Raw genomic sequence first — 25,376 nt, 5'->3', positions numbered from 1 at the left:
TGGTTTTTTATGGAATAAAATGCTTTTGATTATTGCTCATTGGCCGATTTTCAGCCTGATAGCATTTGATTTGGAAATATTATGCAAATAGTGAAAGTATCAGATAGGCTTAAGGTGGCGAATTTATTCATTATTCGAGATTAGATAACGGTTTTTCTGGTTTGATTTGTTCTAATGTTAACAAAATAAGCGAGGAAAGATTGATCTAGAACAATTATAAAATGCTGGTGATTTACTGGTATTTGAATTAACAGGTGAATTTAATTCATGGTTTGATAAATAAAACTAATTAATCGCAATGCAGATCGTTTTTGGCAACGTTACGATAGTGGATAATAGAAAAGCAAAAAGCCGCACCCGATAGCGTGCGGCTTTGTAGAATAAGAATATTATCAAGTAATGTGATTTTATGGTTTTGTTATGGCTCAGATGGCGTTGATTACGCTGCGTTCATATGAAGCTTTAAAGTAACACACCAATACTGAGCATAATCATAATAAACACACACAAAATACCCAGTAATGGCGCGACCCACTTAATCCAGCGGACATAAGGGACACGAGCAATGGCTAAGCCGCCCATGACTACCGCTGACGTTGGAGTGACTAGGTTGACTATTCCAGATGCAGATTGGTATGCCGTGACCACCAGATCGCGACTAACGCCAGCAAAGTCTGCCAGTGGTGCCATAATCGGCATGGTTAATACAGCCAGACCAGAAGACGATGGAACCAAGAATGATAATAAAATCTCTAGCCAGTACATGACGTTAATAAACATCACTGACGATAATCCAGTAACGATATGTTCAGCTGAATTCAGAATCGTATCAGTGATCATGCCTCGGTCCATGACCACGACAATACCCCGCGCAATACCGATGATTAACGCGACGCCAAGTAAATCACGTGCACCATCAATAAAGCTACTGGTAAATTCTTCTTCGCTCATTCTGGCCACAAGACCAATCAGAATCGTTGAACCCAAGAACATCGCTGAGATCTCAGCCATCCACCAGCCGGCAACGGATACGCCATAAATCATCACGGCAAATGAGAGTGCAAAGATGGCTAAAATAATTTTACGAGTGGTGGTGAAAACTAAGTTTTCTCCGCTACGGTTACCTAAAAAATGCGCTTGGTTTTCTTCATACTTATCATAAACAATCGACTTACTTTGATCAGCGCGAACCATTTTCGCATAACGCATGACGTACATGACACAGATGATCCAGCCCACTAATAAAATCGCAAGACGCAGGAAAATACCATCGGTAAAGGGGATCCCTGCCGCATTGGCAGCAATCACGGTCGCGAAAGGGTTAATGGTAGAGCCCAACGTTCCTATACCAGCGCCCAATAGAACAGTAGCCGCTGCGACGACGGGGTCAAAACGAGCTGCCATCATCACTGGCACCAATAGGGTATAGAAGGGGAGTGACTCTTCTGCCATGCCATAAATAGTGCCACCTGCGGCAAAGAGGGCCATCAAGATGGGGATCATTAATTCTTCTCGCCCTTGTAAACGCGAGGTGACTCGTTCAATACCCGCATCTATGGCTCCCGTTTTGGTCACCAAACCAAGAAAGCCGCCAATAATCAAAATAAATAGCGATACATCAATGGCTGCCGCTTCATAGGTATTATGGTCATAAAATCCGTCAATGGGAGCAAGGAGGACATCAAGAATACCTTGTGGGTTACCTTCTGTAGGAGCATAGGTGCCAGCAATGGGGACTTCTTTACCGAGTTCTTCGTTGATGGTTCGTTCGTACTGACCCGCGGGGACTATCCAAGTTAATAAGGCTACAAAGGCAATTAATAAAAATAAAATCGTATAGGCAGAGGGAAACTTTAAGTTGGCAAAAAAGCCTTTCTTATGATCGGTGGGTAAAGTTTGGCTTGTCATAGCGTTCTCCTTACATTTAGATGATCTGGACTAAATGTGCTTGGTGGCTAATATTTGGATTCATGGTCAATTTTTAATTCAAGAGTATTTCTCTTATTAATCAGCAATAAGATGAATGTAATGATATTAACAATGTCGAGTGAAGGTTTATTCATAGACCTTAATGGATTTTATTTTAAAGATAGTAAGCTTAATTATCTTAGCCTTGCTTCACAGAATATTCTCAGATGTAAATTCTGAGAAAGTTGTGACTATTTATTTTAGGGTATTTTTTTATTAATAATGAAATAATATGCTTTACGTGTAACGTCGCTCTTGGAACGTCTGGGTTAGTTATACCTAAACAGTAGGCTGGTGATAACAAGGTAGGGCAGTATTTACTTTTTAGTAAAATAAAAAGAAATATTATGCAGTTTTGATAGTCAGCACGAAAGGTTGAATTAATCGCTGCTTGTTTGATTTATATCAAAAATAAAAAGGGAGCTATTGCTCCCTTTGACACTCGTTGATCTGATGATCAGAGGAAAATATTCGCTAAGACTAAACCAAAGCCGATACTGAAGATCATGCTCAATAAACCAGGTAGCATAAAGCTATGGTTAAAGATGTACTTACCGATCCGCGTTGTCCCCGTGCGGTCAAAATCAATCGACGCAATGATCGGGCCGTAGTTCGGAATAAAGAAATATCCGTTAACCGCGACGAATACGGCAATGATCACTGCTGGTGGTAAGCCTAAGGTAATCGCAACGGGTACCAATACTGCTGTGGTGGCTCCTTGGCTATTGACCATCACTGATAGTCCAAATAGGGCAAAAGCAAAGGTCCATGGCGCAACTTCTACTAATCCCGATACGGCTTCTTTCACCATATCGCCGTGACCCGCGATGAAAGTGTCACCCAGCCAAGCGATACCGAAAATGGCTACGATTGCGCGCATCCCAGCGTGGAACACAGAGCCTTGCGTAATAGTATTGCCGTCTGGTTTACAAATTAGGATGATCAGAGCTGCGATCGATAACATCACGATTTCAATCGTATGCGCCATGCCCATCGGTGAGCCATCAAAGTGCGGACGCAAGCTAGGAATCGCGCCCATAAAGACCACAATAATGGCACCAAATAGGAATAGAGAAACCGATGTTTTTGCTTGCGGCGTGATTTGAATCTCGTCGACTTTAACCTCTTGCTCCATTTCTGCACGGAATTCTGGGTCTTGCAGACGACGCTGATATTCCGGGTCGTCTTTCAGCTCTTTACCGATTTTATTGACAAAAATACAAGCGCAGGCAAGACCGAGGAAAGTACTTGGGATGGTGACGATCAGTACGTTACCTAAAGTAATGCCTTGTGGTTCCAAGAAAGCAACTAATGCAACCACGGCGGCCGCAATGGGGCTAGCCACAATCGCAAATTGTGACGCGATAACTGCCATACCAAGCGGACGCTCTGGGCGAATGCCGCTGCGGCGACTGACTTCTGCGATCACGGGTAATACCGAGTAGGCTACGTGTCCAGTTCCAGCCATCATGGTAAAAAAGTAGGTAACTAATGGGGCGATGAAAGTGATATGGCGAGGATTTTTACGCAAGATGTTACTGGCGATTTTGATTAAGTAATCCAAACCTCCAGCGGCTTGCATCGAGGCAGCGGCCGCTACCACTGCCATGATCATCAACATGACATCAATCGGGGGACTGGTTGGACGCATACCAAACACAAAACTGAGAATGGCAAGACCAATCCCCCCCATGACACCTAGTCCGATACCACCAATCCTTGCACCGATTAGGATACATCCTAATACGATAAGGAACTCAATTATGAACATCTTATACTCCTAAAAGATTATGGGAAAATCCGCTTTATCGCCCAGTGTTATCTTAACGCGAGGCTGTGAATTCATAGGTTTATCTTATTTTTTAGTCGCAATGGAAGGCAGCCAATACTTTTGATGAATTACCATGATTTAGAATAAGTTTTAGCGACTTTCCATTTGGCAAAAACCAAGAAGGCTCTGAATCAGAGCCTTCTTGTGGAGTAAATTTAATTACTCGTAACGTTTTGCCTTGTATTTAGGGTACATCAAGTTGTCGACTGAGAAAATATCATCCAACTCTTCTTCGGTGAGCAAGCCACGCTCCAGCACGACCTCACGGACACTTTTGCCCGTTTCGGCACAGATTTTACCCACGATGTCACCTTCATGGTGGCCGATGTAAGGGTTAAGGTAAGTGACGATACCGATCGAGTTAAATACATAACCTTCACAGATCTCTTTGTTTACCGTAATGCCATCGACACACTTATCACGTAAGTTAACACAAGCGTTAGAAAGTAAGGAGATAGACTCGAACATCGCTTGCGCAATCACAGGTTCCATAACGTTAAGCTGCAATTGTCCCGCTTCTGCGGCGTAAGTAATGGTGTTGTCATTACCGAAGACTTTAAAGCACACTTGGTTAACCACTTCAGGAATGACGGGGTTAACTTTGGCCGGCATGATCGATGAACCCGCTTGTAATTCAGGCAAGTTCAGTTCATTGAAACCTGCACGAGGGCCAGAAGAGAGCAAGCGCAAATCGTTACAGATTTTTGATAGCTTCATCGCTAAACGTTTCAGCGCACCATGAGTCATAACATAAGCGCCACAGTCGGACGTCGCTTCAATTAAATCTTCCGCGGGCACTACTTCTAGGCCAGTGACTTCACCTAAATATTTGATTGCCAACGCTTGATAACCTGGTGCAGTGTTCAAACCAGTACCAATGGCCGTCGCACCAAGGTTAACTTCTAATAATAACTTAGAGGTATATTGTAGAGCGCGGATCTCTTCATTCAGCGTCACAGCCCAAGCATGAAACTCCTGACCAACCGTCATAGGTACGGCGTCTTGGAGCTGAGTACGACCCATTTTGAGAATTTGTTTAAACTCAACGGCTTTAAGCTCAAAAGCAGCTTTGATGTATTCAATCGATTCAATCAGTTTTAGGATGCTGTTATAAACTGCAATCCGGAATCCGGTTGGATAAGCACAGTTGGTCGATTGGCTCTTGTTGACATGGTCATTAGGGTTAATGAACTGGTACTCGCCTTTTTGTTTACCCATCAGCTCAAGAGCAACGTTGGCAATCACTTCATTGGTATTCATATTCACTGAAGTACCTGCGCCACCTTGGAAAACGTCGGAAGGGAATTGATCCATACACTTACCGGTTTCCAAAATCAGATCACAGGCTTGAATGATGTAGTTAGCGACATCTTTCGGGATCACGCCTTGTTCTTTATTGGCGAGTGTGGCCGCTTTTTTGGTCATGACCATGCCACGAACAAATTCAGGGACATCTGAGATCGTAACATTAGAAATATTGAAGTTTTCTATCGCCCGCAGGGTATGGATACCATAATAAGCATCGGCAGGAACATGGCGTTCGCCGAGTAGGTCTTCTTCGATACGGGTTGCTTGGTTCGTAATAGGGGTTTCAGATAGGGTAGCCATCACAGGATCCTTAAGATAATTGTTCTGATTAGTCACACTTAGCCATCTCTGTCTTAAGAATCCGTTCACCAGAATGGTTGGCTGGGAAAATCTGTCCTGACTTCTTGGCTAATCATACTTGACCAGTAGATAAAAAATAGGAACTGGATCACCTTTCCGGTGCATAGCCGCGTAGAGATTCGGGATCTTTAGCTAAGATCTCATGGTTTGAGCGAATTCGTTTAATGGAAAGTTAACATATTGAAAATAAGAATTATTTTATAGAATATTTATCAGCGTAATCTCACTCTGAGTTGAAGGGTAATTGCAACCGTATGATTGAGCTGAATAGATTGGTTGGGAGAGTCTGGTCGATGACGATAAATGACAGACTGATGACGTAACAAAGTTGCAGTTACGTGGGCATCACGTTAATTTGAAAAATGTGGATGGTGGATGGTGGATGGTCGTTGCCATAGACTCGTCAACACATGGTGGAGGTGTTAGGTTTCCAGACGGTGTGTCAGGTAAGGCTAAATTAAGGAGAAGCTAGCTTGCTTATTTTATTATGTTTATTTATTGCCCTGCCAATTATTGAGATTGCGGTGCTGATTCAGCTCGGTGGTTTTTTAGGGTTATGGCCAACGCTTGGTTTAATCCTATTTACCGCTTTGGTTGGGGCGATACTGGTGCGTAGTCAAGGTGTATTGACGTTCCTGTCGGTCCAGCAGCGTTTGCAACGCGGTGAAGTGCCGGCACAGCAAATCATCGAAGGTATGTTGTTGGCCGTCGCTGGTGTTTTATTACTGACACCTGGATTCATTACTGATGGAATCGGCATGCTCGTTTTGCTGCCTATTCCAAGGGCGCGTTTGGCTCATTACCTAATGGGGTATTTGGTTGTGAATACCATGAGTGGTCCTGACTCGTTCTCTCATCAATCATCACAATCTCGACCTAATACTGAGGGTGAGACGTTTGATGGTGAGTATGAGTATAAAGAAGAGCAAAAGGAGCATCGGCGGGACGACTCGAATCGACTCAATTGATTGTTCTATTCGGAGATTTGAGTTTATTTGGTTATTTTTGAATAAAACGTTTGCTTAATAAGAGTGAAAGCCTTATAGTTATCCGGCTCTATAGTTAAGAGTTATTAATGAAAATCAAAAGTAAAAGTAAATTCTTAGAATCCCATCGTAAAAGTTGTTATCCTAATATTTCCCTTACATGATTAGCTACATTAAATAATTCATGCTTTAGCACCTTGCGCAAGTGCGCAGCAATCCTATGAATTTCTATATAAGGGACAAATTATGTCTAACAAAGCAACTGGTACAGTAAAGTGGTTCAACGAAACTAAAGGTTTTGGTTTCCTATCTCAAGACAACGGCGGCGCTGATGTATTCGTACATTTCAACGCAATCGCTTCTGAAGGTTTCAAAACTTTGACTGAAGGCCAAAAAGTATCATTCATCGTTGAAAACGGTCAAAAAGGTTTACAAGCTGCTCAAGTTGTAACTCTATAATTAACTGATACTTAATCAGATTATACAAAGGTCGCCTAGGCGGCCTTTTTGCTGTCTGTCATTATTGTCTTCTAAGCGTATTCAGTTTTTCTCTTATCGTATTATTGAAGCTTGAGCCGAATGAGTCGTATCAAGCTACGTAAGGGAAATTCGTTAACGATGATCGTTTTGTCGCAAGTTAGCCGTGACCCGCCTATTGAGCGCCAGAAAAGCCCAATTGGCGCCATGCTTCAAAAGCGATGATGGCGACGGCATTGGATAAGTTGAGGCTTCGGGCATCTGGCATCATTGGGATCCGAATGCGTTGGCTCATCGGTAAGCTTTGAATGAGCTCGGCGGGTAAACCACGAGTTTCTGGGCCAAACAACAATACATCCCCAGCTTGAAACCGAGCATCAACGTGATGACCTGTGGTTTTTGTGGTACAGGCGAACAGTCGAAATTCACCACGAGCCGTTAAGTAATCGAGAAACGCTTGATAATTTTGGTGGCGGGTGACTCGAGTAAGGTCATGATAATCTAACCCCGCTCGACGTAACTTCTTTTCTTCAAAATCAAATCCTAACGGTTCTATGAGGTGTAAGTGCGCACCACAATTAGCGGATAAGCGAATAATGTTTCCCGTATTAGGGGCGATTTCAGGTTCATAGAGGGCGATGTCAAACATGGTTGAGCTTTTCCTTATTAATAGAGCCCGCTAGTATACTGTACCGAACGTCAGATGTTGATCTTATCGATTCGCTCTATCGCTTATTGATCACGGTGAAGCGGTAGGGTGATTTGCACTTTTAATCCGCCAAGATCGCTTCGGCTTGCGTTAACCTGACCACTATGTTGACGGATTGCACTCTCCGTTATCGCTAACCCTAGCCCTGTCCCTCCGCTGTCTCTGTCTCTTGCGGTCGATACACGATAAAATGGTCGAAAAATTTCACTCAGTTCATTATCTGGGACGCCTGGTCCGTTATCTTCAATGGTGATGATGATTTGTTGTGCCACACAACGAAAGCTAACTTGAATCCGATCTTGACTGTAGTTAATCGCATTGCGGACGACATTTTCTAATGCACTCATCAATAATTGTGGATTACCTGAAATGTATTGATCAGGAATCGGGTCGAGGAGCAGCTGTTTTTGCATTTGCTCGGCCTCAAACTGTGCATCATCGAGTAACGCTTCCCATAAGCTAGACAACGGTTGTATCTCGCGACTTAAATGACTATTGGTCTGCATGCGAGACAGCTCAAGTAGTTCACCGATCATGCGTTCTAAACGTTGCGCTTCAGTATCGATTCTTTCTAGCTCTTTACTGTTTCCTTGTTTACGACTGGCTAAAGCATTGGCCATTCTTAGACGAGTTAGCGGTGAACGTAACTCATGGGAGATATCGGATAGCAAGCGCTGTTGACCGGAAATCATTTGGTTAACGGCTTGCACCATTCGATTGAAACTGCGCCCGGCTTGACGAAATTCTGTGGTGCCTTTTTCCAGAGCGGGGTCCACGACAAATTCACCTCGAGCAACACGCTGAGCGGCGAGTGCGAGTCTTTGGGCTGGTTGACTTAATGCCCAAGCGAGCCAAAGTAGTAGAGGAGTACTGACGAGCATAACCGACAACAGCAGATGCAGCGGTTTATCAAATAGTCTTAGTAGAAATGGCGGAGGTTGATCCCAACGCATCCCCATATACAGTAATAGATTCTGCTCTGCTAATTGAATAGCGACTGGGCCAGCGATCATATAGCGACCATACAAACGTTGTTGCGGTTTATCTACAGACTCAATACTGGTGGTAAAGTTTTTTAATGCCTTTAATTGAAAATTTTCATGCCGTTTTGTGGTGAGGATATTACCGTCTTGATCGGTAACAAAAAAGCGCGGTCGCGAACTATGGTGACTGCCTGATTCTAGTTCGGTAATGATCCGCGAAAGGTCATCCTGTCGGATAAAGCGTTTTTCCAAGATTTGCTGATATTCGCGCATCCGTTGTAAACTTTCGGAAGGAATATCTCGTGATTTACGCGGATCAAGATGCGGTAAAGATAACACCGCGATCACCACCAATAACATGGTTAGCCAGAAAATGGCAAAGATACGGCCATAAAGACTATTGAGTTTGGGTAAGCGCATTATTCTTCCGCCACCATTAAGTAGCCACGACCACGCAAGGTTTTGATTCGAGGTTTACCATCGAGTCGTTCTGGTAATTTTTTGCGCAAATTCGAGACATGCATATCAATCGCTCGGTCAAAAGCGGCCAGTCGTTTGCCTAACACATCCAAGCTGAGCATTTCTTTAGTGAGGGTTTCTCCTGGATTTTGGGCAAAATGGCCTAATAGGGCAAATTCAGTAGTGGTTAAGTCGAGCAGTTGGCCTTGGCAGTAGGCTTCTTGTTTGCCGGGATAAACTTGAATGTCTTGACACTCAATCACATCGGAGGATTTATGCACGGGTTGATGCTGCGTGCGGCGTAAAATCGCTCGAATTCTAGCGAGCAATTCGCGATCACTAAATGGTTTGGGAAGGTAATCATCGGCTCCCAATTCTAGACCGATCACACGATCAATTTCTTCGCCTTTTGCGGTTAACATCAGGACCGGAGTCGCCCAGTTTTCACGCAGTTTCTTCAAGGTTTCCATACCATTGAGTTTAGGCATCATGACATCCAATAAAATCAGATCAACCTCATCGTTAAGCGCCGCCAAACCGGATTGACCGTCATTGGCTTCAGAGACGTCAAACCCCTCATAACTGAGGACTTCTTTGAGTAGATTGGTGAGTTCGGTGTCATCGTCGATCAGAAGAATATGTGCCATTGCTGCCTCGTTACCGATATTACTTTCTTGCTGGATGAGGATAGTTTACTGCGAAATGGGCTGAGATAATGGGGTGTTTGTGACTATTTACGATTCTTTACGCTCTCTACACGCCACTTTACTCGTCAACTTGTATTGTTTGATTAAGTGCTGCTTGGGCAGTTCTCCCATCGTAGCAAGCTTGGAAGACTAAGCTTATCAACGATAACTATTGAGAGGAAATAATGATGAATATGACTAAGAAAATGATTCTCGCTGCAGTCGCTTTACCTTTGGCCCTCGGTAGTGCCGGAGCCTTGGCTTATGGTAAGGGCAAGCATACTGAGCATCAAAGATGTGGTTTACACAGTGAAAGAGGTATCGTCAGTCAACTGAACTTAACCACAGAACAGCAGAGCCAGCTAAAAGCCTTGCGCGAAGCGCATCGCCAAGCCATGCAAGATCAGCGTAGTCGTGGCTCGCGTGATGAAATGAGTACCTTGCGTGAACAAGAGCGAGCGTTAATGCTCTCCGCGGATTTTGATCGCGCTGCGGCTAACGATCTGGCTAAACAGATGGTCGATAAACAGGTAGAACGCCGAGTAAATATGTTGGAGAAGCGTCATCAAATGATGAGTATTTTGACCGATGAGCAAAAGACCCAGCTACAGACTTTACAGCAAGAGTGTATGGAAAAGTATCGTCGAGAAGGTGATGAGCCACGTGGACCTAAAGATGGCGCGAAAGGGAAAGGCCGAGCTTAAATAAACTCCACCACAGCGGTTACTCTGCTAACTTGATGCAATCGATGTGCTGGTGTAGGGTGGTTAATTTCACTCCTTGTGTTGCAAAATAACTAGGCAAGGGTAGGCCACTTTATCACTCAGCATTCAGAATATATCATGTGCATGGGTTTATTGAGTCTCGGTGGACAATAATGAAACAAGAGTACGCTCGCTTAGTAACACTGGCTGCATGGACCGCCACCATTGTAGCCAGTGGTTTATTAGTGGTTAAAATAGCCGCGTGGTGGATGACTGGGTCGGTCAGTCTACTTGCTTCAGTGGTGGATTCTTTACTCGACATTGCCGCCTCTGTGGTCAATTTAATTGTCATACGTTATGCCCTGCAACCAGCCGATCGAGAACATACCTTTGGTCATGGTAAGGCCGAATCTTTAGCGGCCTTAGCGCAAGCGATGTTTATCTCCGGTTCAGCGTGTTTCTTACTCCTCAATGGGGTTGAGCGTTTTTTCCGCCCTCACGAACTCCAATCGCCAGAATATGGCATTTATGTCAGTGTATTTGCTTTATTGGTGACCTTTGGCTTAGTCTCGTTTCAGCGTTATGTGGTCAAAAAAACCAACAGCCAAGCGATTGCCGCCGATTCTTTGCATTACCAAACTGATTTATATATGAATGCGGCGATTATTTTGGCTCTGGGTTTGAGTTGGTTGGGTTTTAAACAAGCCGATGCGATTTTTGCTATTGGGATAGGCTTATACATTTTATATAGTGCGATTGGCATGGCTTATCAGGCGGTGCAAACACTGATGGATAGAAAGCTTCCTGATGACGAATTAGCCCAGATCCGATCCACCTGTTTGTCGGTCAATGGTGTGTTAGGGGTTCATCAATTGCGAACGCGCATGGCTGGACCAGTCAGATTCATTCAATTGCATCTCGAATTAGATGATCATATTCCGCTTATTGAAGCCCATCGCATTTCTGATCAAGTTGAGGAAAAATTACGCCACCTATTTCCCGGTGCGGATGTGATTATTCACCAAGATCCTTACTCTGTCGTGTTTAACGTGGAACGTAAACAAAAATTATCGACGTGGTAAGGCAAAGAGCGCTCAACTTGACTATATTTCAGTCAGTTTAATTAAAAAACAGTATTCTGATATGAATCAACGAAGCGATAGGATAAAGCTGTAATACTCTTACATAAGTAATAAAGTTACAAAAAAACGCTCAAATAACAGTAGTATTCCTTATCGGGCGAGGTAACATATCGCACAATTTTGTTGCTTGTTTGGTCTGAATGAGCACGACTAAAAATGAGTTTTGAATTCTCAAAAAATCGAGGGTGAGCATGATTAAAAATATCGGTGTTTTGACAAGTGGTGGTGATGCGCCCGGCATGAACGCAGCGATTCGTGGCGTTGTTCGTACTGCATTAGGTGAAGGTTTAGGTGTCTATGGTATCTATGATGGTTATCTTGGACTCTACGAAGGGAATATTAAGCAACTGGATCGCTACAGCGTTTCGGATGTGATCAACAAAGGCGGGACTATGTTAGGCTCAGCTCGTTTCCCTGAGTTTCGTAATGAAGAAGTACGTCTAAAAGCGATTGAGAATTTAAAGCAGCATAATATCGATGCTTTAGTCGTGATCGGTGGTGATGGTTCTTACATGGGCGCAAAAAAACTGACTGAAATGGGTTTCCCTTGCATTGGTTTACCAGGCACGATCGATAACGATATCGCGGGTACCGATTACACGATTGGTTATTTATCGGCGATCAATACCGTTATCGACGCGATCGACCGTTTGCGTGATACGTCTTCTTCACATCAACGTATTTCCATTGTAGAAATCATGGGCCGTCACTGTGGTGATTTAACCCTGATGTCAGCGATTGCCGGTGGTTGTGAGTACATCATCACGCCAGAAACGGGTTTGGATATGCAGCAGTTGATTTCTAATATTCAAGACGGGATCAAAAAAGGCAAAAAACACGCGATCATTGCCTTAACGGAGCTGATGACAGACGCTAACCAATTGGCAAAAGAGATTGAGAAATCAACCGGTCGTGAAACGCGTGCAACGGTACTGGGGCATATTCAACGTGGTGGTCGACCAACCGCATTTGACCGTATTTTAGCTTCACGTATGGGTAACTATGCGGTGCATATGTTGCTAGAAGGACACGGTGGTCGTTGCGTGGGTATCCAAAAAGAAGAGCTGGTGCATCATGATATCATCGAAGCGATTGAAACCATGAAGCGTCCGGTACGCCAAGATTTGTACAAAGTAGCTGAAGAGTTATTTTAAGACGTTTGATGATTATCTCAGACTGAAAAAATCACTATCCAATAAAAAAGACCGCGATGCGGTCTTTTTTATGATTTTAAATCTCAGCTAAGGTGTTAAATAATCATCGGTAACACATCACTATCTTTACGCTCTAAGTAGTGGATGGACTTTATTCGTCTAATTGTCCGGCAGCGACCACGGATCAGTAGTGTTTCTGTCGTCGCGATATTACCTTGTCGGCTAATCCCTTCCAATAAATCGCCTTTGGTGATCCCTGTGGCTGAGAAAATGACATTATCACTGCGTGCCATATCATGGAGTGCCAGTACTTGGTTAGCTTGCACCCCCATTTGGGCACAGCGAGCCAATTCTTTGGCGCCCCAAATACGATTATCTTCACTGTCGCCTTTAACGTGATGGCGAGCCAACAACCGGCCTTGCATATCACCATCTAATGCTCGAATCGCCGCTGCAGAAATTACCCCTTCAGGAGCGCCACCAATACAGTACATGGCATCGACTTCACTGTCCGGCATGCAAGTGAGAATTGATGCGGCCACATCGCCATCAGGCACCGCAAAAACACGCACACCCATTTGCTGCATCTCACGTATCACGGCATCGTGACGCGGTTTCGCCAGAGTCACCACCGTCAGTTGGTGTAAAGCTTTATCCAGTGCGGTAGCGATGGCCTGTAAATTGTCGGCTAATGGTTTATTTAAATCGATGCAGCCTTTGGCTCCAGGACCGACGACAAGTTTTTCCATGTACATGTCCGGTGCTTTGAGAAAACTGCCTTTTTCTCCCGCTGCCAATACCGCTAATGCATTGGATTGACCCATTGCGGTCATGCGTGTCCCTTCAATGGGATCGACAGCGATATCGACGTCGTCACCACCTAAGCCGACCTGTTCTCCGATATAGAGCATCGGAGCTTGATCGATCTCTCCTTCACCAATAACGATTTCGCCATTGATTTCTGTCTTGTTCAATAAAATCCGCATCACTTCTACGGCTGCGCCGTCAGCCGCGTTTTTATCACCTCGGCCAAGCCATTTGTAACCTGCCAGTGCTGCACCTTCGGTTACCCGAGAAAAAGCCATTGCTAAATCGCGTTTCATGCTTACTCCAACCACCAATTTAAAGAGGATAAAAAAGTTGCGCGGATTCTAGCATACTCATAAGTAAACGTTTGCTATTTAGCGCCGTAAGCTTTGTAGTGGATCAAAACTTTGTCTTTTAAGGGCGAGATAAGCTCTCTTTGAGCGTGAGAAGTAAAGATAGCGTCAATTGCGTTGTTTTTTTGACCGAATAGCGAACAAGATCGAATATAGTAAGTGTTTCTCTGCGCATCGCTGAGTAGAATGGTTAAATAGAGTGAATTGAATTCACATCACGGAATAAACAAAGGTAAGTCACATGTCTTTTGAAGTACTAGAACAACTCGAAGCAAAAATTCAAACTGCGGTTGATACCATCGCCTTACTGCAAATGGAAGTGGAAGAGCTGAAAGAAGAGAAACAACAGCTCACGCAAGAAGCGAATGAATTAAAAGCCAGCCGTGCAGCGCTTGAGCAAAAAGCGCAAGAAATGGAACAAGAGCATGCTGCATGGCAAACGCGCATTCGTAGCTTGCTTGGTAAGATGGAAGAGGTTGAGTAATCTCCAGCCGTTATTGATAGCTAACAACGCCGAACTTTGTTCGGCGTTGTGGTTATAGCCCTTTGGTTAAGCGGTAGTCATCGGGCGTACACCAAGAGTATGGCAAAGCGCGTAAGTCATTTCGGCGCGGTTTAAGGTGTAAAAATGAAAATCTTTCACTCCTTCACGGCTTAGCACTCTGATCATATCAATTGCCTGACTAGCACCGACTAATTGTCGGGTGATCGGATCATCATCTAATCCGGCAAATTGTTTGGCCATCCACTGCGGCACTTTAACGTGGTTTTGCGCGGCAAAGCGCGCAGCTTGTTTAAAGTTCGAAACGGGCAAAATACCGGGAATGATTTCGACATCGATACCTGCTGCAACGCAGCGGTCTCGAAAGCGAAGATAGCTCTCAATATCAAAAAAGAACTGAGTGATGGCTCGGTTGGCTCCCGCTTCGACTTTACGTTTCAAATTGAGCAGATCGGCTTGGGCACTTTTCGCCTCTGGATGCACTTCAGGAAAGGCGGCCACGGAAATGTCAAAATCGTGGCAAGATTTGAGTAGAGCAACTAAGTCAGCGGCGTACATCTCCGGCTTGCCGCCACCCGGTGGAATATCCCCACGTAGGGCGACAATACTGGCAATGCCATTGTGCCAGTAGTCATCGGCGATGGTGATTAACGCTTCGCGGCTGGCATCAATACAGGTGAGATGTGGCGCTGCAATCAATCCCGTTTGATCTTTGATGGCTTTGATGATCGAGTGGGTTCTGTCACGCTCACCAGAGTTGGCTCCGTAGGTCACGGAGACAAATTTCGGTTTAAGATCTTTTAAGCGATGCACCGAGCTCCACAAGGTTTCTTCCATTTGCGGTGTACTAGGTGGAAAAAACTCAAACGAGACATTGATATCTGAAACTTCAGCGATACTTTGATTTAAAGCATCGATATGACTGGCGTGCGTGTATCCCATTTTTCTCTCCCTGTGCTAACGACCACAACGCAAACACAACATTCTTTACGTATAGACGTCCATATGTCTACAGAATGTAATGAATCGATTTTAATGTCAATATTACTAGTATGAAGGTTTTTCATGTTGATGCTGAGTAAAATTCACCCGCTTAAGCGGATAGGGGGTGAGTGTGGCTGACACGTCCCTGTTTATTGCAAACGGAGACGTGTTGAGTGAGTACGATATAAAGATAAGGAAAAGTATTAATACTCGCTCATAACAGACTTGCGAGACGGTTTAGGTCCGATTGAATCGCACCAGCGGTGACTTCACGTCCTGCACCAGGGCCTCGAATCACCAGTGGATTATCTCGGTACCATTTGCTTTCAATCGCAAAAATATTATCGCAAGGGCGTAAATTAGCCAGTGGATGGTCACGCTCCACGGCTTCTACGCCAACCGAGGCTTGACCATTTTTCTCTAAACGAGCCACATAACGGATAACCTTATGTTCTTTTTGGGCACGAGCTAACCGTTCAGCAAGGCTTTGATTGAGTAGATGACTTTGCTCAAGAAACTCATCTAAGGATAAGTGGCGTAGTGCCTCTGGGACCAAAGATTCCACCTTGACTTGCTGAGGTTCAATCTCTAAGCTTGATTCTCTGGCCAGAATAACCAGTTTACGCATCACATCTGAACCATCGAGATCATGGCGTGGATCTGGCTCCGTTAACCCTTGTTGCCAAGCCAATTCAACCAGTTCGCTGAATGGGGTGGTGCCGTCGTATTGTTGAAACAGCCACGACAGTGTGCCGGAGAAAATTCCGGACAGTGCGGTGATGTCATCGCCACTTTCACGCAGATCGCGAACGGTATGATTGATGGGAAGGCCCGCTCCCACGGTAGCATTGTATAACCAATGGCGACCAATTTTGCTGAAAGCATGTTTGACTTGATGGTAGTATTCTCCATTGGCTGATCCTGCGACTTTATTGGCACTGATCAGATGCAAACCATGCTGCGCCATGGCTAAATATTGCTGCGCTAGATGTTCGCTGGCCGTCACGTCTAAGACAATGGCCTCATCATAGTTACGCAGTTCACCGAGCTGTTGCAGCCAGCGCTGACCATCATTGGGTTGTGCTTCATCTTGATATCGAGCCGCAACTTGGCTTGGATTGATCCCAGCCTCATCAAACCAAAAGGTTTGGCTATCGATGATCGCGACTAATGAAAATTGCATGCCGTAGCGTTTTTCTAATTCGGTTTGCTGATCTGCAAACAGCTTTAACCAACTACTACCAATGTTACCTTTACCGCAGAGCGCTAAGGCAACGCGTTTTTGGGCTTGAAACAGCTGCTTATGTAAGCCAATGACCCTTTCGGTTAATGTATTTTGTCTTAATACTGCCACTAAGCTGAGTTCGGATTCCGCTGTGCAGATAAACTCAACTGGGCAGGTTTTCAGTTGCTGGTAAAAACCGTGATTGTGCTGCGCGTTACGAGTGACGCCTGCACCTACGGCAGCTAATAGTGAATAACCTTCTTTGAGTTTACTCTCGGTAGCGAGTGCCGAGTCCTGTAAATAACCAAATACATCACTGGCCATTTCTCTGGTGTAGGCAAGGCGCAGTTGATGCTGATCGGCTTGCACTTCAAAGGCCAATGGCTCAAGTTGAGCCCGTTTGAGATGTGCTAATACCGTGTGTTGTAGGCGTTGGAAATCTTGTCCGGCGGCGAGCGTCAATTCAATCAGCAGCACATCCTCCAAAGAGGTGATGATTTTTGCTCCTCGCCCAGAGGCAAGAATACGTTCAATGCGTGTTGAGCCCGATTCTGGCTGATGGCTAGAGCGTAAATGCAGTTCCATAGTGCTTTGCACCACTGGCTGTAAAGTTCGGCTATGCAGTACTGGCGCGGCCAGTCGAGCCAGTTCGTTGGCTTCATCTAAGCGCAGTAGTGGCAATAAACAGGCATCATCCACCACTCTTGGATCTGCACTGTATACTCCCGCGACATCACTCCAGATGGTGACGCGTTCAACGTCCGCGAGAGCACCAATCATGGTCGCAGAATAATCGGAACCATTACGTCCAAGCAGAACCGTTTCCATTGCGCTATTTTGTGCAATGAAGCCGGTAATGATGATGCGCTGCTGCGGATGCTGGGCGAGAATCGCTTTAAGTAAAGGAGCGGAGCGAGCGCGATCAACCTCGGGTTGTGGTCCGGTTTCGGCGCGTAAGAAAGCACGGGCATCTTGCGCAATAGCGGGTAATTGTTGCTGATTGAGTAGTGCTACCAATAAGCGCGCCGACCATACCTCACCATGCGCCAGTACCGCGGATTGCTGAGCGTAGTTCAATGGAGCGGTGAGCGCGGCCAGTTGAGAGCACTCCTGATTGAGCTGAGTCATAAGATGATTGGCGATATCGCCATTCAATAATTCGTCAATTAACTGCGTTTGATATTGGCGAATGGCTTGCAGTTGTTGATGTGCAGTCAGGGCATCTTTTTCAAGGTGACTGACAAAATCAATTAATTGATTGGTGGTTTTGCCAGCGGCAGAGACGACCACTAGATCATGATGCTGCGAATACTGCTGTAAAATATCCACCACGTTTAGGTAGCAATCACGATCGGCTAGGCTACTACCGCCAAATTTATGTAATTGCTGCTTCATTAATTTTTTTCCTGTGCTTGCTTAAAGGCTTGTTCAAGGTCGGCAATCAGATCGCTAGCGGCCTCCAATCCGACAGAGAGGCGCAGCAGTTGTTGGCCGACGCCAGCTTCGGCAAGGGCAATCTCCCCCATAGCCCGATGCGTCATCGAGGCGGGATGGCAAATTAAGCTTTCCACCCCGCCTAAAGATTCCGCTAAAGAAAACAGACCTAATGCACCGACAAAGTGTTTGAGTTGTTCAAAGGTACCTGCAAACTCAAAACTGAGCATGGCACCAAAGCCACTTTGCTGTTGTTTAGCAATCTCATGGCCGGGATGGCTGACCAAGCTCGGGTGATAAATTTGTCCAACCAGTGGTTGAGTTTGTAGGTAAGCGAGTACTTGTTGTGCACTCTCTTCGTGAACGCGCATTCGGGCCGATAAAGTGCGTAAGCCGCGCAAAGTCATATAACTATCAAACGGGGTGCCAGTCGAACCAAGGCAATTTCCCCACCACGCTAATAGTTCGCCATGCTCGGCTGTTCGGCTGATGATAACGCCACCAATCACATCAGAATGCCCATTGAGATACTTGGTGGTGGAGTGAATGACAAAATCCGCCCCTAAGGCGATAGGTTGCTGGTAAATGGGAGTTAAAAACGTATTGTCTACTGCCACCAATGTATTAGTTGCCTTGGCTTGTTGGCAGAGCTGCTGAATATCGACCACTCGAACTAAAGGGTTGGAAGGGGTTTCTATCAGCAGCAGTTTGGGTTTTAGCGCCAGCGCCTCACTGACCGCAGTCGGATCCGATTGATCGATAAACAAGACTTTAAAATCGCCTTTTTTCGCTCGTGAATTGAGCAGTCGATAGGTGCCGCCATAACAATCATGAGGAGCGACAATCCACTCTTGAGGAGACAAAAAGGTCGAAATCCACAGATTGATAGCCGAGGTTCCACAGTTGGTGACAATCGCCGCTTGTCCCCCTTCGAGATCCGCTAGGGTTTGTTCCAGTAAGCTACGGTTTGGATTGCCTGAGCGGGTGTAATCATAGGTAGGCACTTCACCAAAGGCTGGAAAGCCAAAGTTAGTCGATAGATAGATCGGTGGTACCACCGCATGGTATTGGCTGTCCGATTCTATTCCTGTGCGAACGGCAATGGTGGCAGGTTGGCGAGTGGTCATAGTGGCTTCCTTTCTGAATCTACAATAAATGGGCTAACGGAAGAGGGAGGATCTCGTCGTCACTAGAGTCACACTTTACTGATCAAAAAAGAAGACGTCAACACATCTAGATGTCTATATGTCTTTGCTTATGGCAGTAAATCCCGCTAAAATTAGGGACTTTGATTAGTAGACTCAAATTCACACAACGAAGGTGCGCAATGGCAGACTGGAATGGCGATTATATTAGCCCCTACGCGGAGCATGGTAAAAAGAGTGAGCAGGTAAAAAAAATCACGGTATCCATTCCGTTGAAGGTACTCAAAGTGCTTACTGATGAACGAACTCGCCGACAAATCAACAATTTACGTCACGCCACTAACAGTGAATTATTGTGTGAAGCTTTTTTGCATGCGTATACGGGACAGCCGTTACCGACTGATGAAGATTTACGTAAAGATAGGCCTGATGATATTCCAAGCGAAGCTAAAGCTTTGATGACCGCAATGGGTATTGAGTTTGAAGCGTACGATGATTGAATGATGTCGACAAAAAAACCTAGCTACGCTAGGTTTTTTTAGATCGAGGGTCGCTATAAGGTCACCTTAACGACAATTTTCTGCCATATAATTTTCTGGCATGTCGATACGCGCCACGCCGGACTCGACGGCGGCTTGAGCGACCGCTTTGGCGACTCGTGGTAGTAAGCGTGGGTCCATTGGTTTTGGAATAATATAATCAGCGCCATAGCTAAGCTTTTCTACCCCAGCGGCTTTGAGTACTTCGCTTGGGATCGGCTCTTTCGCTAATTGACGAATGGCATCGACAGCAGCACGTTTCATTTGATCATTAATTTCGCTGGCGCGAACATCCAATGCACCACGGAAAATAAATGGGAAACACAGCACATTATTCACTTGGTTGGGGTAATCGCTGCGCCCAGTACCGAGGATTAAATCGTTTCTCACCTGATGAGCTAACTCAGGTTTGATTTCTGGATCGGGGTTGGAGCAAGCAAAGACGACGGGTTTATCAGCCATCAATGCTAGGGCTTCTGGTGGCAATAAATTCGGGCCAGAAACCCCGAGGAACAAATCGGCGCCGGCAATCACATCTTCCAAAGTGCGCTTATCGGTATTGTTGGCAAATAATTGTTTATATTCGTTTAAATCGTCACGGCGGGTATGGATGACGCCTTTACGATCCAGCATGTAAATTTTTTCACGCATCGCACCGCATTTAATCAATAGTTCCATACAAGCGACTGCTGCAGCGCCCGCACCCAGACAAACAATAATACATTCATTGAGTTGTTTGCCTTGCAGTTCAATCGCGTTGAGCATTCCAGCGGCGGTCACAATCGCGGTGCCGTGTTGATCATCATGGAAGACAGGAATATCACAGCGCTCGATGAGACGGCGTTCAATTTCAAAGCAATCTGGCGCTTTAATATCTTCTAAATTGATCCCGCCAAAGGTATCGGCGATGTTGGCAACGGTATCGACAAACTCATCGATAGTACGATGTTTGACTTCGATATCGATCGAATCAAGGCCAGCAAAACGTTTAAAGAGCAGCGCTTTACCTTCCATTACTGGCTTTGATGCCATCGGACCAAGATTGCCTAAGCCAAGAATTGCCGTGCCATTAGAGATGACGGCGACCGTGTTGCCTTTGGCGGTATACTTGTACACGTTATCAGGTTGTTGGGCGATTTCACGAACCGGTTCTGCTACGCCTGGGCTATAGGCCAGCGCTAGGTCACTGGCTGAATCGGCCGGCTTGGTTAAGGCGATGCCAATTTTACCTGGAGTCGGTAGTGCATGGTAATCAAGAGCACGTTGGCGAAATGCTTCTTGTGGCGAGAGGTCTTGGCGATGATCATCAGACATAGGGGGAGCTTCTCTTATAATGTTATCAACGAAGCTATGATTCTAAAGGATGTCGATTGAGCTGCCTAGGTGGGATTGCGATCACAAACCATCAAATCGGTAAGATGAAGACTGATAAGACCAGCTGAGTGCTAATGACGACCAAGTAAAGCACACTAAAACTGGCAATAAAAAAGAACGCCGTAGCGTTCTCTTTGTATAACTTGCGCTTAAAGTAATAATTACTTCTTGCTTGATAGAGCACCGAAACGCTTGTTAAAGCGATCAACACGGCCGCCAGTATCAACGATACGTTGCTTACCAGTGTAGAATGGGTGGCACTTGTCACATACGTCAAGGTAGATGCTTTCTTTTGCTAAAGTAGACTTGAAAGTGAATGCGTTGCCGCAAGAACAAGTTGCGCTAACTTCTTTGTATTCTGGGTGGATACCAGCTTTCATGGGATAACCTCAAATGTAGGCCGTGTCGCTATCCGGATCTGATGCCGGACACCACACGTATGTTAATGATAATATGCAGATGCCAAACCGATTTGCCAAGCATCTTTAAGGCGCGATATATTAATGAATCCACGCCATCGGATCAACTGCTTTCGACGCTATTTTCACCACTTTTGTTGGTCGAATTTCTAGTTAGCATCCAGTAGACTGTGTTTTCTGCTTCTTTAAATTGCTAACGGATGGTTATGCGCCCCACTATTGCTCGTGTTGCTTTACCGGTTCCTCTTGATAAATCCTTCGATTATTTAATTGCTGATGGCATGTCTCCTGCGATTGGCGGACGGGTTTCGGTTCCGTTTGGTCGCCAAACCTTAGTGGGGATAGTCATTGCGTTGGTGTCTGAATCCGATTTTCCTCTGCATCAATTGAAATCGCTGCATGCGGTGTTAGATACACAACCGTTATGGTCAGAAACACTCTACGGGTTATTGCAGTGGTGCAGTCAATATTACCATTACCCTTTGGGAGAAACGCTAGCTAACGCGATGCCAAGTGCGTTGCGTAAGGGCAAAGCGGCGCAATTTGCGGTGACTAAGGAGTGGCGACTGACTGAGCAAGGGCGTAATCAACTATTTCAAGGTTTTGGTCGTGCCATTAAGCAGGCCAAGGTTATGTGGTTATTGCAAGCGGGCCCCGTATCTCATCAAACGCTGCTGGATGAAGCGGTCTCAAGTAGCACGTTAAATGCTTTACTTGAGAAGCAGTGGATTGAGGTGCAGGAACAAGCTCCGCAGATCGTACCTTGGCCGGCTAATGTTGAAGCTCCCGTGGATAAACCGAAATTAAACCCAGAGCAGGCGATTGCGATTGCGACGGTGAACAGTCAGCCGGGTTTTGGGTGTTATTTATTGCAAGGCGTCACGGGGTCAGGTAAGACCGAAGTCTACTTAAACTTAATCAAACCTATCTTGGAACAAGGCAAACAAGCCTTAGTATTAGTGCCTGAGATAGGTTTAACCCCTCAAACTATCCAACGTTTTCGTCAGCGTTTTACCGTGCCTGTGGTCGTGATTCACTCAGGATTAAATGACACTGAGCGTCTTAATGCTTGGTTAGCGGCACGAGATAAAGCAGCGGGGATTATTATAGGTACGCGTTCAGCCTTATTGACGCCTTTTGCTGCTCTCGGGATTATTATTGTTGATGAGGAGCACGATACTTCTTATAAACAGCAAGACAGCTTGCGTTATCACGCGCGCGATGTCGCTGTCATGCGAGCCAATCTTGAGCAAGTGGCGATTGTCCTTGGCTCGGCAACGCCTGCTTTAGAAACACTGCATAATGCGTTGACGGGTAAGTACTATCATCTGCAACTCACCGAGCGAGCGGGGCACGCTGTGCCGACGAAAAATCGCGTATTGGATATTAAAGGCGAGTATTTAGAGAGCGGACTTTCTGCGCCGTTGATCGCCGAAATGCGTCGTCATTTACAGCAAGGCAATCAAGTGCTGCTGTTTCTTAATCGGCGTGGTTTTTCTCCCGCCTTGATGTGTCACGAATGTGGTTGGATTGCCGATTGTCAGCGCTGTGATGCTTATTACACTTATCATCAATACAGTAACGAGGTCCGTTGTCATCATTGTGGCTCGCAACGTCCGGTGATTCAGCACTGTCAAAGCTGTGGTTCACATCAGTTGGTGACTGTTGGGGTCGGGACTGAGCAACTTGAACAGCAGCTTGCTCAGTTATTTCCTGATTATCGCACGATTCGAATTGATCGAGACAGCACTAGGCGTAAAGGCAGTTTAGAAGCCGCCTTGACCGCTATCCACAATAATCAGTATCAAATTTTGATTGGTACGCAGATGTTAGCTAAAGGACACCATTTTCCCAATGTGACCTTAGTTGCGCTATTGGATGTAGATGGTTCGCTGTACAGCAGTGACTTTCGTGCTCCAGAGCGCTTGGCACAGTTATTCATTCAAGTTGCTGGTCGTGCGGGAAGGGCAAGTAAACCAGGTGAAGTGGTTTTGCAAACTCATCATCCTGAGCACAGCTTATTACAAGCGCTACTGCATAAAGGTTACGACCATTTTGCTCGAACCGCTCTTGCTGAGCGGCACGTCGCTCAACTTCCGCCATACACTTATTTAACGCTGTTTCGCGCTGAAGCGAATCAGTCATCGGTGGTGGAAACCTTCTTAAGGCAAGTTCGGCAAACCTTACAAGTGCATCCGTTGTTTGATCAAGCCTCGCTAGTATTAGGACCAACACCAGCACCACTGGCTAAGCGAGCGGGTAAGCACCGTTGGCAACTGTTATTGCAAACCCCTTCACGCAGCACGATGCAGGCAATATTAACCAGTTCAAAAACCGCCATTCAGTTATTGCCTTTAGCGAGTAAGGTGCGGTGGTCTTTGGATATTGAGCCGCAAGATTTGAGTTAAATCTCGCCTCTCACTCGCTGATGCTTATTGATAGTAGTGCTGACTGAGCGCGGTTTTTAGTGGTTCTAAATAGCAGTGAGTTTTATTTGCGCAACTAAAATCACTTGCTGTGATCGATATCATATTTGTAATGCAAAAAATGTTACTTAAGCCGTAACTTTCTCTATGGAAAGAAATAAACTAGAGGCACTATACGTTCAGTGAATCGTTTTCGTCGACCAATCTATGGCTCCATAATAAAGAGGGTCGTTTTATCGATAACGTTTATTAGGCTTAGGTATTGAGAGAAAATAGAGAGGGTTAAAAATTTATGGCGACAATGAAGGACGTTGCCCAGTTGGCAGGTGTCTCTACCGCGACGGTATCTCGTGCGTTGATGAATCCTGAGAAAGTATCCACCACGACTCGTAAACGAGTGGAAGAGGCGGTACTTGAAGCTGGCTACTCCCCCAACTCTTTAGCGCGAAATCTGCGCCGTAATGAATCAAAAACCATTGTGGTGATTGTGCCCGATATTTGTGACCCTTATTACACCGAGATCATTCGTGGTATCGAAGATGTGGCGATGGAACATGGGTATTTGGTGCTGCTTGGTGACAGTGGCCAACAAAAGAAGCGTGAAAGCTCGTTTGTGAACTTAGTCTTCACCAAGCAAGCTGACGGTATGCTATTGCTTGGTGCTGATCTGCCGTTTGATGTCAGTAAAGCGGAACAGAAAAATCTGCCACCGATGGTGATGGCCTGTGAATATGCCCCAGAGTTAGAACTGCCGACGGTGCATATTGATAACCTTACTTCAGCGTTTGAGGCGGTAAACTATCTTACTCAGATGGGACATAAAAAAATTGCTCAAATCAGCGGACCAGTAGGCGCTGTGTTGTGTGAATTTCGTCAGCAAGGTTATCAGCAAGCGCTGCGTAGAGCTGGATTGGTCAAAAATCCAACCTATACGGTTATTGGGGATTTCTCTTTTGAATCCGGTGCTAAAGCCGTGCGACAGTTGTTAGCACTATCTGAGCCACCGAGTGCGATTTTTTGTCACAATGACGCAATGGCGATTGGTGCGATGCAAGAGGCGAAGCGCTTAGGCTTAAGAGTACCGCAAGACTTATCCGTTGTTGGATTTGACGATATTCAGTTTGCTCAGTATTGCGATCCACCGTTAACGACGATTTGTCAGCCACGTTATGAAATTGGCCGACAAACGATGTTGATGATGCTTGAACTACTGCGAGGGCGTGATGTGCAGGCTGGATCACGGTTGTTAGAAACTCATCTGGTAGTGAGATCCAGTGCCGCGCCGCCAAGGTAAATATTGTCCTGATTGGGCGGGTTTGCAGAGGATAAGCAGCGTTGCTTACATATTGACGCTGTTATCCGACGCCAAACTCCTTTACCATGGCGCTACAATTGTCAGCG

Annotated in this window: 21 protein-coding genes; 9 read left to right on the top strand and 12 right to left on the bottom strand. The window is 45.5% G+C overall.

Annotated features, from left to right (window positions below):
• Positions 1-462: 462 nt before the first annotated feature.
• The 3 genes from AACS00_RS13855 to aspA form a co-directional block, all read right to left on the bottom strand.
• Entirely contained in the window at positions 463-1,908 is a 1,446-nt protein-coding gene (locus AACS00_RS13855) for a YfcC family protein (RefSeq protein WP_072670557.1), read from the bottom strand.
• A 517-nt stretch (positions 1,909-2,425) separates the two neighbouring features.
• Positions 2,426-3,739, bottom strand: coding sequence for an anaerobic C4-dicarboxylate transporter family protein (locus AACS00_RS13850; RefSeq protein ID WP_072670556.1), 1,314 nt, complete (start codon positions 3,737-3,739; stop codon positions 2,426-2,428).
• A gap of 219 nt (positions 3,740-3,958) precedes the next feature.
• Entirely contained in the window at positions 3,959-5,407 is a 1,449-nt protein-coding gene (aspA, locus tag AACS00_RS13845; RefSeq protein WP_110167741.1) for an aspartate ammonia-lyase, read from the bottom strand.
• Between the two features lie 533 nt (positions 5,408-5,940).
• On the opposite strand from aspA, the gene AACS00_RS13840 reads away from it, so the two are divergent.
• Together AACS00_RS13840 and AACS00_RS13835 are read left to right on the top strand one after the other, a co-directional pair.
• Positions 5,941-6,435 (top strand): FxsA family protein, encoded by a 495-nt coding sequence (locus AACS00_RS13840; protein ID WP_072670509.1) that lies wholly within the window; start codon positions 5,941-5,943, stop codon positions 6,433-6,435.
• Between the two features lie 264 nt (positions 6,436-6,699).
• Positions 6,700-6,912 (top strand): cold-shock protein, encoded by a 213-nt coding sequence (locus AACS00_RS13835; RefSeq protein ID WP_072670508.1) that lies wholly within the window; start codon positions 6,700-6,702, stop codon positions 6,910-6,912.
• Between the two features lie 193 nt (positions 6,913-7,105).
• Here the strand turns inward: AACS00_RS13835 and AACS00_RS13830 are convergent, their stop codons facing one another.
• The 3 genes from AACS00_RS13830 to AACS00_RS13820 form a co-directional block, all read right to left on the bottom strand.
• A complete protein-coding gene (locus AACS00_RS13830) occupies positions 7,106-7,579 on the bottom strand; it encodes a tRNA (cytidine(34)-2'-O)-methyltransferase (protein WP_072670507.1) in 474 nt (157 codons plus the stop codon).
• Between the two features lie 83 nt (positions 7,580-7,662).
• Positions 7,663-9,042 (bottom strand): envelope stress sensor histidine kinase CpxA, encoded by a 1,380-nt coding sequence (cpxA, locus tag AACS00_RS13825; RefSeq protein ID WP_072670506.1) that lies wholly within the window; start codon positions 9,040-9,042, stop codon positions 7,663-7,665.
• On the bottom strand, positions 9,042-9,728 hold the full coding sequence (locus AACS00_RS13820; protein WP_110167740.1) for a response regulator: 687 nt from the start codon (positions 9,726-9,728) through the stop codon (positions 9,042-9,044). The genes cpxA and AACS00_RS13820 overlap by 1 nt, the downstream gene beginning before the upstream one ends.
• 227 nt (positions 9,729-9,955) lie before the next feature.
• On the opposite strand from AACS00_RS13820, the gene AACS00_RS13815 reads away from it, so the two are divergent.
• From AACS00_RS13815 to pfkA, 3 genes are all read left to right on the top strand, one after another.
• Positions 9,956-10,471, top strand: a complete 516-nt coding sequence (locus AACS00_RS13815) for a CpxP family protein (RefSeq protein WP_110167739.1) — start codon at positions 9,956-9,958, stop codon at positions 10,469-10,471.
• A 173-nt stretch (positions 10,472-10,644) separates the two neighbouring features.
• Positions 10,645-11,553 (top strand): CDF family cation-efflux transporter FieF, encoded by a 909-nt coding sequence (gene fieF / locus AACS00_RS13810; protein WP_110167738.1) that lies wholly within the window; start codon positions 10,645-10,647, stop codon positions 11,551-11,553.
• 251 nt (positions 11,554-11,804) lie between these two features.
• Positions 11,805-12,767, top strand: coding sequence for a 6-phosphofructokinase (pfkA, locus tag AACS00_RS13805; RefSeq protein ID WP_072670502.1), 963 nt, complete (start codon positions 11,805-11,807; stop codon positions 12,765-12,767).
• A gap of 95 nt (positions 12,768-12,862) precedes the next feature.
• Here pfkA and glpX read toward each other — a convergent pair whose 3' ends face one another.
• Complete coding sequence (gene glpX / locus AACS00_RS13800; protein WP_110167737.1) at positions 12,863-13,870, bottom strand: class II fructose-bisphosphatase; 1,008 nt, start codon at positions 13,868-13,870, stop codon at positions 12,863-12,865.
• Between the two features lie 298 nt (positions 13,871-14,168).
• Here glpX and zapB point away from each other — a divergent pair, with 298 nt between their 5' ends.
• Positions 14,169-14,411, top strand: a complete 243-nt coding sequence (zapB, locus tag AACS00_RS13795; RefSeq protein WP_072670500.1) for a cell division protein ZapB — start codon at positions 14,169-14,171, stop codon at positions 14,409-14,411.
• 66 nt (positions 14,412-14,477) lie between these two features.
• Here zapB and metF read toward each other — a convergent pair whose 3' ends face one another.
• The 3 genes from metF to AACS00_RS13780 form a co-directional block, all read right to left on the bottom strand.
• Positions 14,478-15,371, bottom strand: coding sequence for a methylenetetrahydrofolate reductase (gene metF / locus AACS00_RS13790; protein ID WP_110167736.1), 894 nt, complete (start codon positions 15,369-15,371; stop codon positions 14,478-14,480).
• A gap of 256 nt (positions 15,372-15,627) precedes the next feature.
• The gene (locus AACS00_RS13785; protein WP_110167735.1) at positions 15,628-18,033 is read right to left on the bottom strand and encodes a bifunctional aspartate kinase/homoserine dehydrogenase II; all 2,406 of its coding nucleotides are present in this window, start codon (positions 18,031-18,033) and stop codon (positions 15,628-15,630) included.
• A complete protein-coding gene (locus AACS00_RS13780) occupies positions 18,033-19,199 on the bottom strand; it encodes an O-succinylhomoserine (thiol)-lyase (protein WP_110167734.1) in 1,167 nt (388 codons plus the stop codon). Before AACS00_RS13780 ends, AACS00_RS13785 begins: the two co-directional genes overlap by 1 nt.
• A 200-nt stretch (positions 19,200-19,399) precedes the next feature.
• Between AACS00_RS13780 and metJ the strand changes: the two genes are divergently transcribed.
• Positions 19,400-19,717: a met regulon transcriptional regulator MetJ gene (metJ, locus tag AACS00_RS13775; protein WP_040903918.1), complete on the top strand. Its 318-nt coding sequence runs from the start codon at positions 19,400-19,402 to the stop codon at positions 19,715-19,717.
• Between the two features lie 66 nt (positions 19,718-19,783).
• Here metJ and AACS00_RS13770 read toward each other — a convergent pair whose 3' ends face one another.
• Positions 19,784-21,070 carry a malic enzyme-like NAD(P)-binding protein gene (locus tag AACS00_RS13770; RefSeq protein ID WP_110167733.1) on the bottom strand — a complete coding sequence of 429 codons (1,287 nt, stop codon included), beginning with the start codon at positions 21,068-21,070 and terminating at the stop codon, positions 19,784-19,786.
• A gap of 221 nt (positions 21,071-21,291) precedes the next feature.
• Entirely contained in the window at positions 21,292-21,510 is a 219-nt protein-coding gene (gene rpmE / locus AACS00_RS13765; RefSeq protein WP_004394441.1) for a 50S ribosomal protein L31, read from the bottom strand.
• Positions 21,511-21,755: 245 nt separating this feature from the next.
• Here rpmE and priA point away from each other — a divergent pair, with 245 nt between their 5' ends.
• The gene (gene priA, locus AACS00_RS13760; protein WP_110167732.1) at positions 21,756-23,957 is read left to right on the top strand and encodes a primosomal protein N'; all 2,202 of its coding nucleotides are present in this window, start codon (positions 21,756-21,758) and stop codon (positions 23,955-23,957) included.
• A 310-nt stretch (positions 23,958-24,267) separates the two neighbouring features.
• Positions 24,268-25,269, top strand: coding sequence for a DNA-binding transcriptional regulator CytR (cytR, locus tag AACS00_RS13755; protein ID WP_072670494.1), 1,002 nt, complete (start codon positions 24,268-24,270; stop codon positions 25,267-25,269).
• Positions 25,270-25,376 lie beyond the last annotated feature (107 nt).

Origin of the sequence: Vibrio sp. 11986-1-5 (assembly GCF_963878025.1) — a bacterium.
Classification (GTDB): Bacteria; Pseudomonadota; Gammaproteobacteria; order Enterobacterales; family Vibrionaceae; genus Vibrio; species Vibrio injensis.
Note: the sequence above shows the minus strand (reverse complement) of the source record. Positions and strands in the feature narration are given on the sequence as shown.

What these genes read in the sequence shown, in the direction of transcription:
- AACS00_RS13835 (WP_072670508.1), top strand. Translation starts at nt 6,700, where the DNA reads ATGTCTAACAAAGCAACTGGTACAGTAAAGTGGTTCAACGAAACTAAA.
- metJ (WP_040903918.1), top strand. Translation starts at nt 19,400, where the DNA reads ATGGCAGACTGGAATGGCGATTATATTAGCCCCTACGCGGAGCATGGT.
- AACS00_RS13815 (WP_110167739.1), top strand. Translation starts at nt 9,956, where the DNA reads ATGAATATGACTAAGAAAATGATTCTCGCTGCAGTCGCTTTACCTTTG.
- AACS00_RS13770 (WP_110167733.1), bottom strand. Translation starts at nt 21,070, where the DNA reads ATGTCTGATGATCATCGCCAAGACCTCTCGCCACAAGAAGCATTTCGC.
- cpxA (WP_072670506.1), bottom strand. Translation starts at nt 9,042, where the DNA reads ATGCGCTTACCCAAACTCAATAGTCTTTATGGCCGTATCTTTGCCATT.
- AACS00_RS13855 (WP_072670557.1), bottom strand. Translation starts at nt 1,908, where the DNA reads ATGACAAGCCAAACTTTACCCACCGATCATAAGAAAGGCTTTTTTGCC.
- rpmE (WP_004394441.1), bottom strand. Translation starts at nt 21,510, where the DNA reads ATGAAAGCTGGTATCCACCCAGAATACAAAGAAGTTAGCGCAACTTGT.
- AACS00_RS13850 (WP_072670556.1), bottom strand. Translation starts at nt 3,739, where the DNA reads ATGTTCATAATTGAGTTCCTTATCGTATTAGGATGTATCCTAATCGGT.
- glpX (WP_110167737.1), bottom strand. Translation starts at nt 13,870, where the DNA reads ATGAAACGCGATTTAGCAATGGCTTTTTCTCGGGTAACCGAAGGTGCA.
- AACS00_RS13820 (WP_110167740.1), bottom strand. Translation starts at nt 9,728, where the DNA reads ATGGCACATATTCTTCTGATCGACGATGACACCGAACTCACCAATCTA.
- cytR (WP_072670494.1), top strand. Translation starts at nt 24,268, where the DNA reads ATGGCGACAATGAAGGACGTTGCCCAGTTGGCAGGTGTCTCTACCGCG.
- aspA (WP_110167741.1), bottom strand. Translation starts at nt 5,407, where the DNA reads ATGGCTACCCTATCTGAAACCCCTATTACGAACCAAGCAACCCGTATC.
- priA (WP_110167732.1), top strand. Translation starts at nt 21,756, where the DNA reads ATGCGCCCCACTATTGCTCGTGTTGCTTTACCGGTTCCTCTTGATAAA.
- fieF (WP_110167738.1), top strand. Translation starts at nt 10,645, where the DNA reads ATGAAACAAGAGTACGCTCGCTTAGTAACACTGGCTGCATGGACCGCC.
- metF (WP_110167736.1), bottom strand. Translation starts at nt 15,371, where the DNA reads ATGGGATACACGCACGCCAGTCATATCGATGCTTTAAATCAAAGTATC.
- AACS00_RS13780 (WP_110167734.1), bottom strand. Translation starts at nt 19,199, where the DNA reads ATGACCACTCGCCAACCTGCCACCATTGCCGTTCGCACAGGAATAGAA.
- AACS00_RS13785 (WP_110167735.1), bottom strand. Translation starts at nt 18,033, where the DNA reads ATGAAGCAGCAATTACATAAATTTGGCGGTAGTAGCCTAGCCGATCGT.
- zapB (WP_072670500.1), top strand. Translation starts at nt 14,169, where the DNA reads ATGTCTTTTGAAGTACTAGAACAACTCGAAGCAAAAATTCAAACTGCG.
- pfkA (WP_072670502.1), top strand. Translation starts at nt 11,805, where the DNA reads ATGATTAAAAATATCGGTGTTTTGACAAGTGGTGGTGATGCGCCCGGC.
- AACS00_RS13830 (WP_072670507.1), bottom strand. Translation starts at nt 7,579, where the DNA reads ATGTTTGACATCGCCCTCTATGAACCTGAAATCGCCCCTAATACGGGA.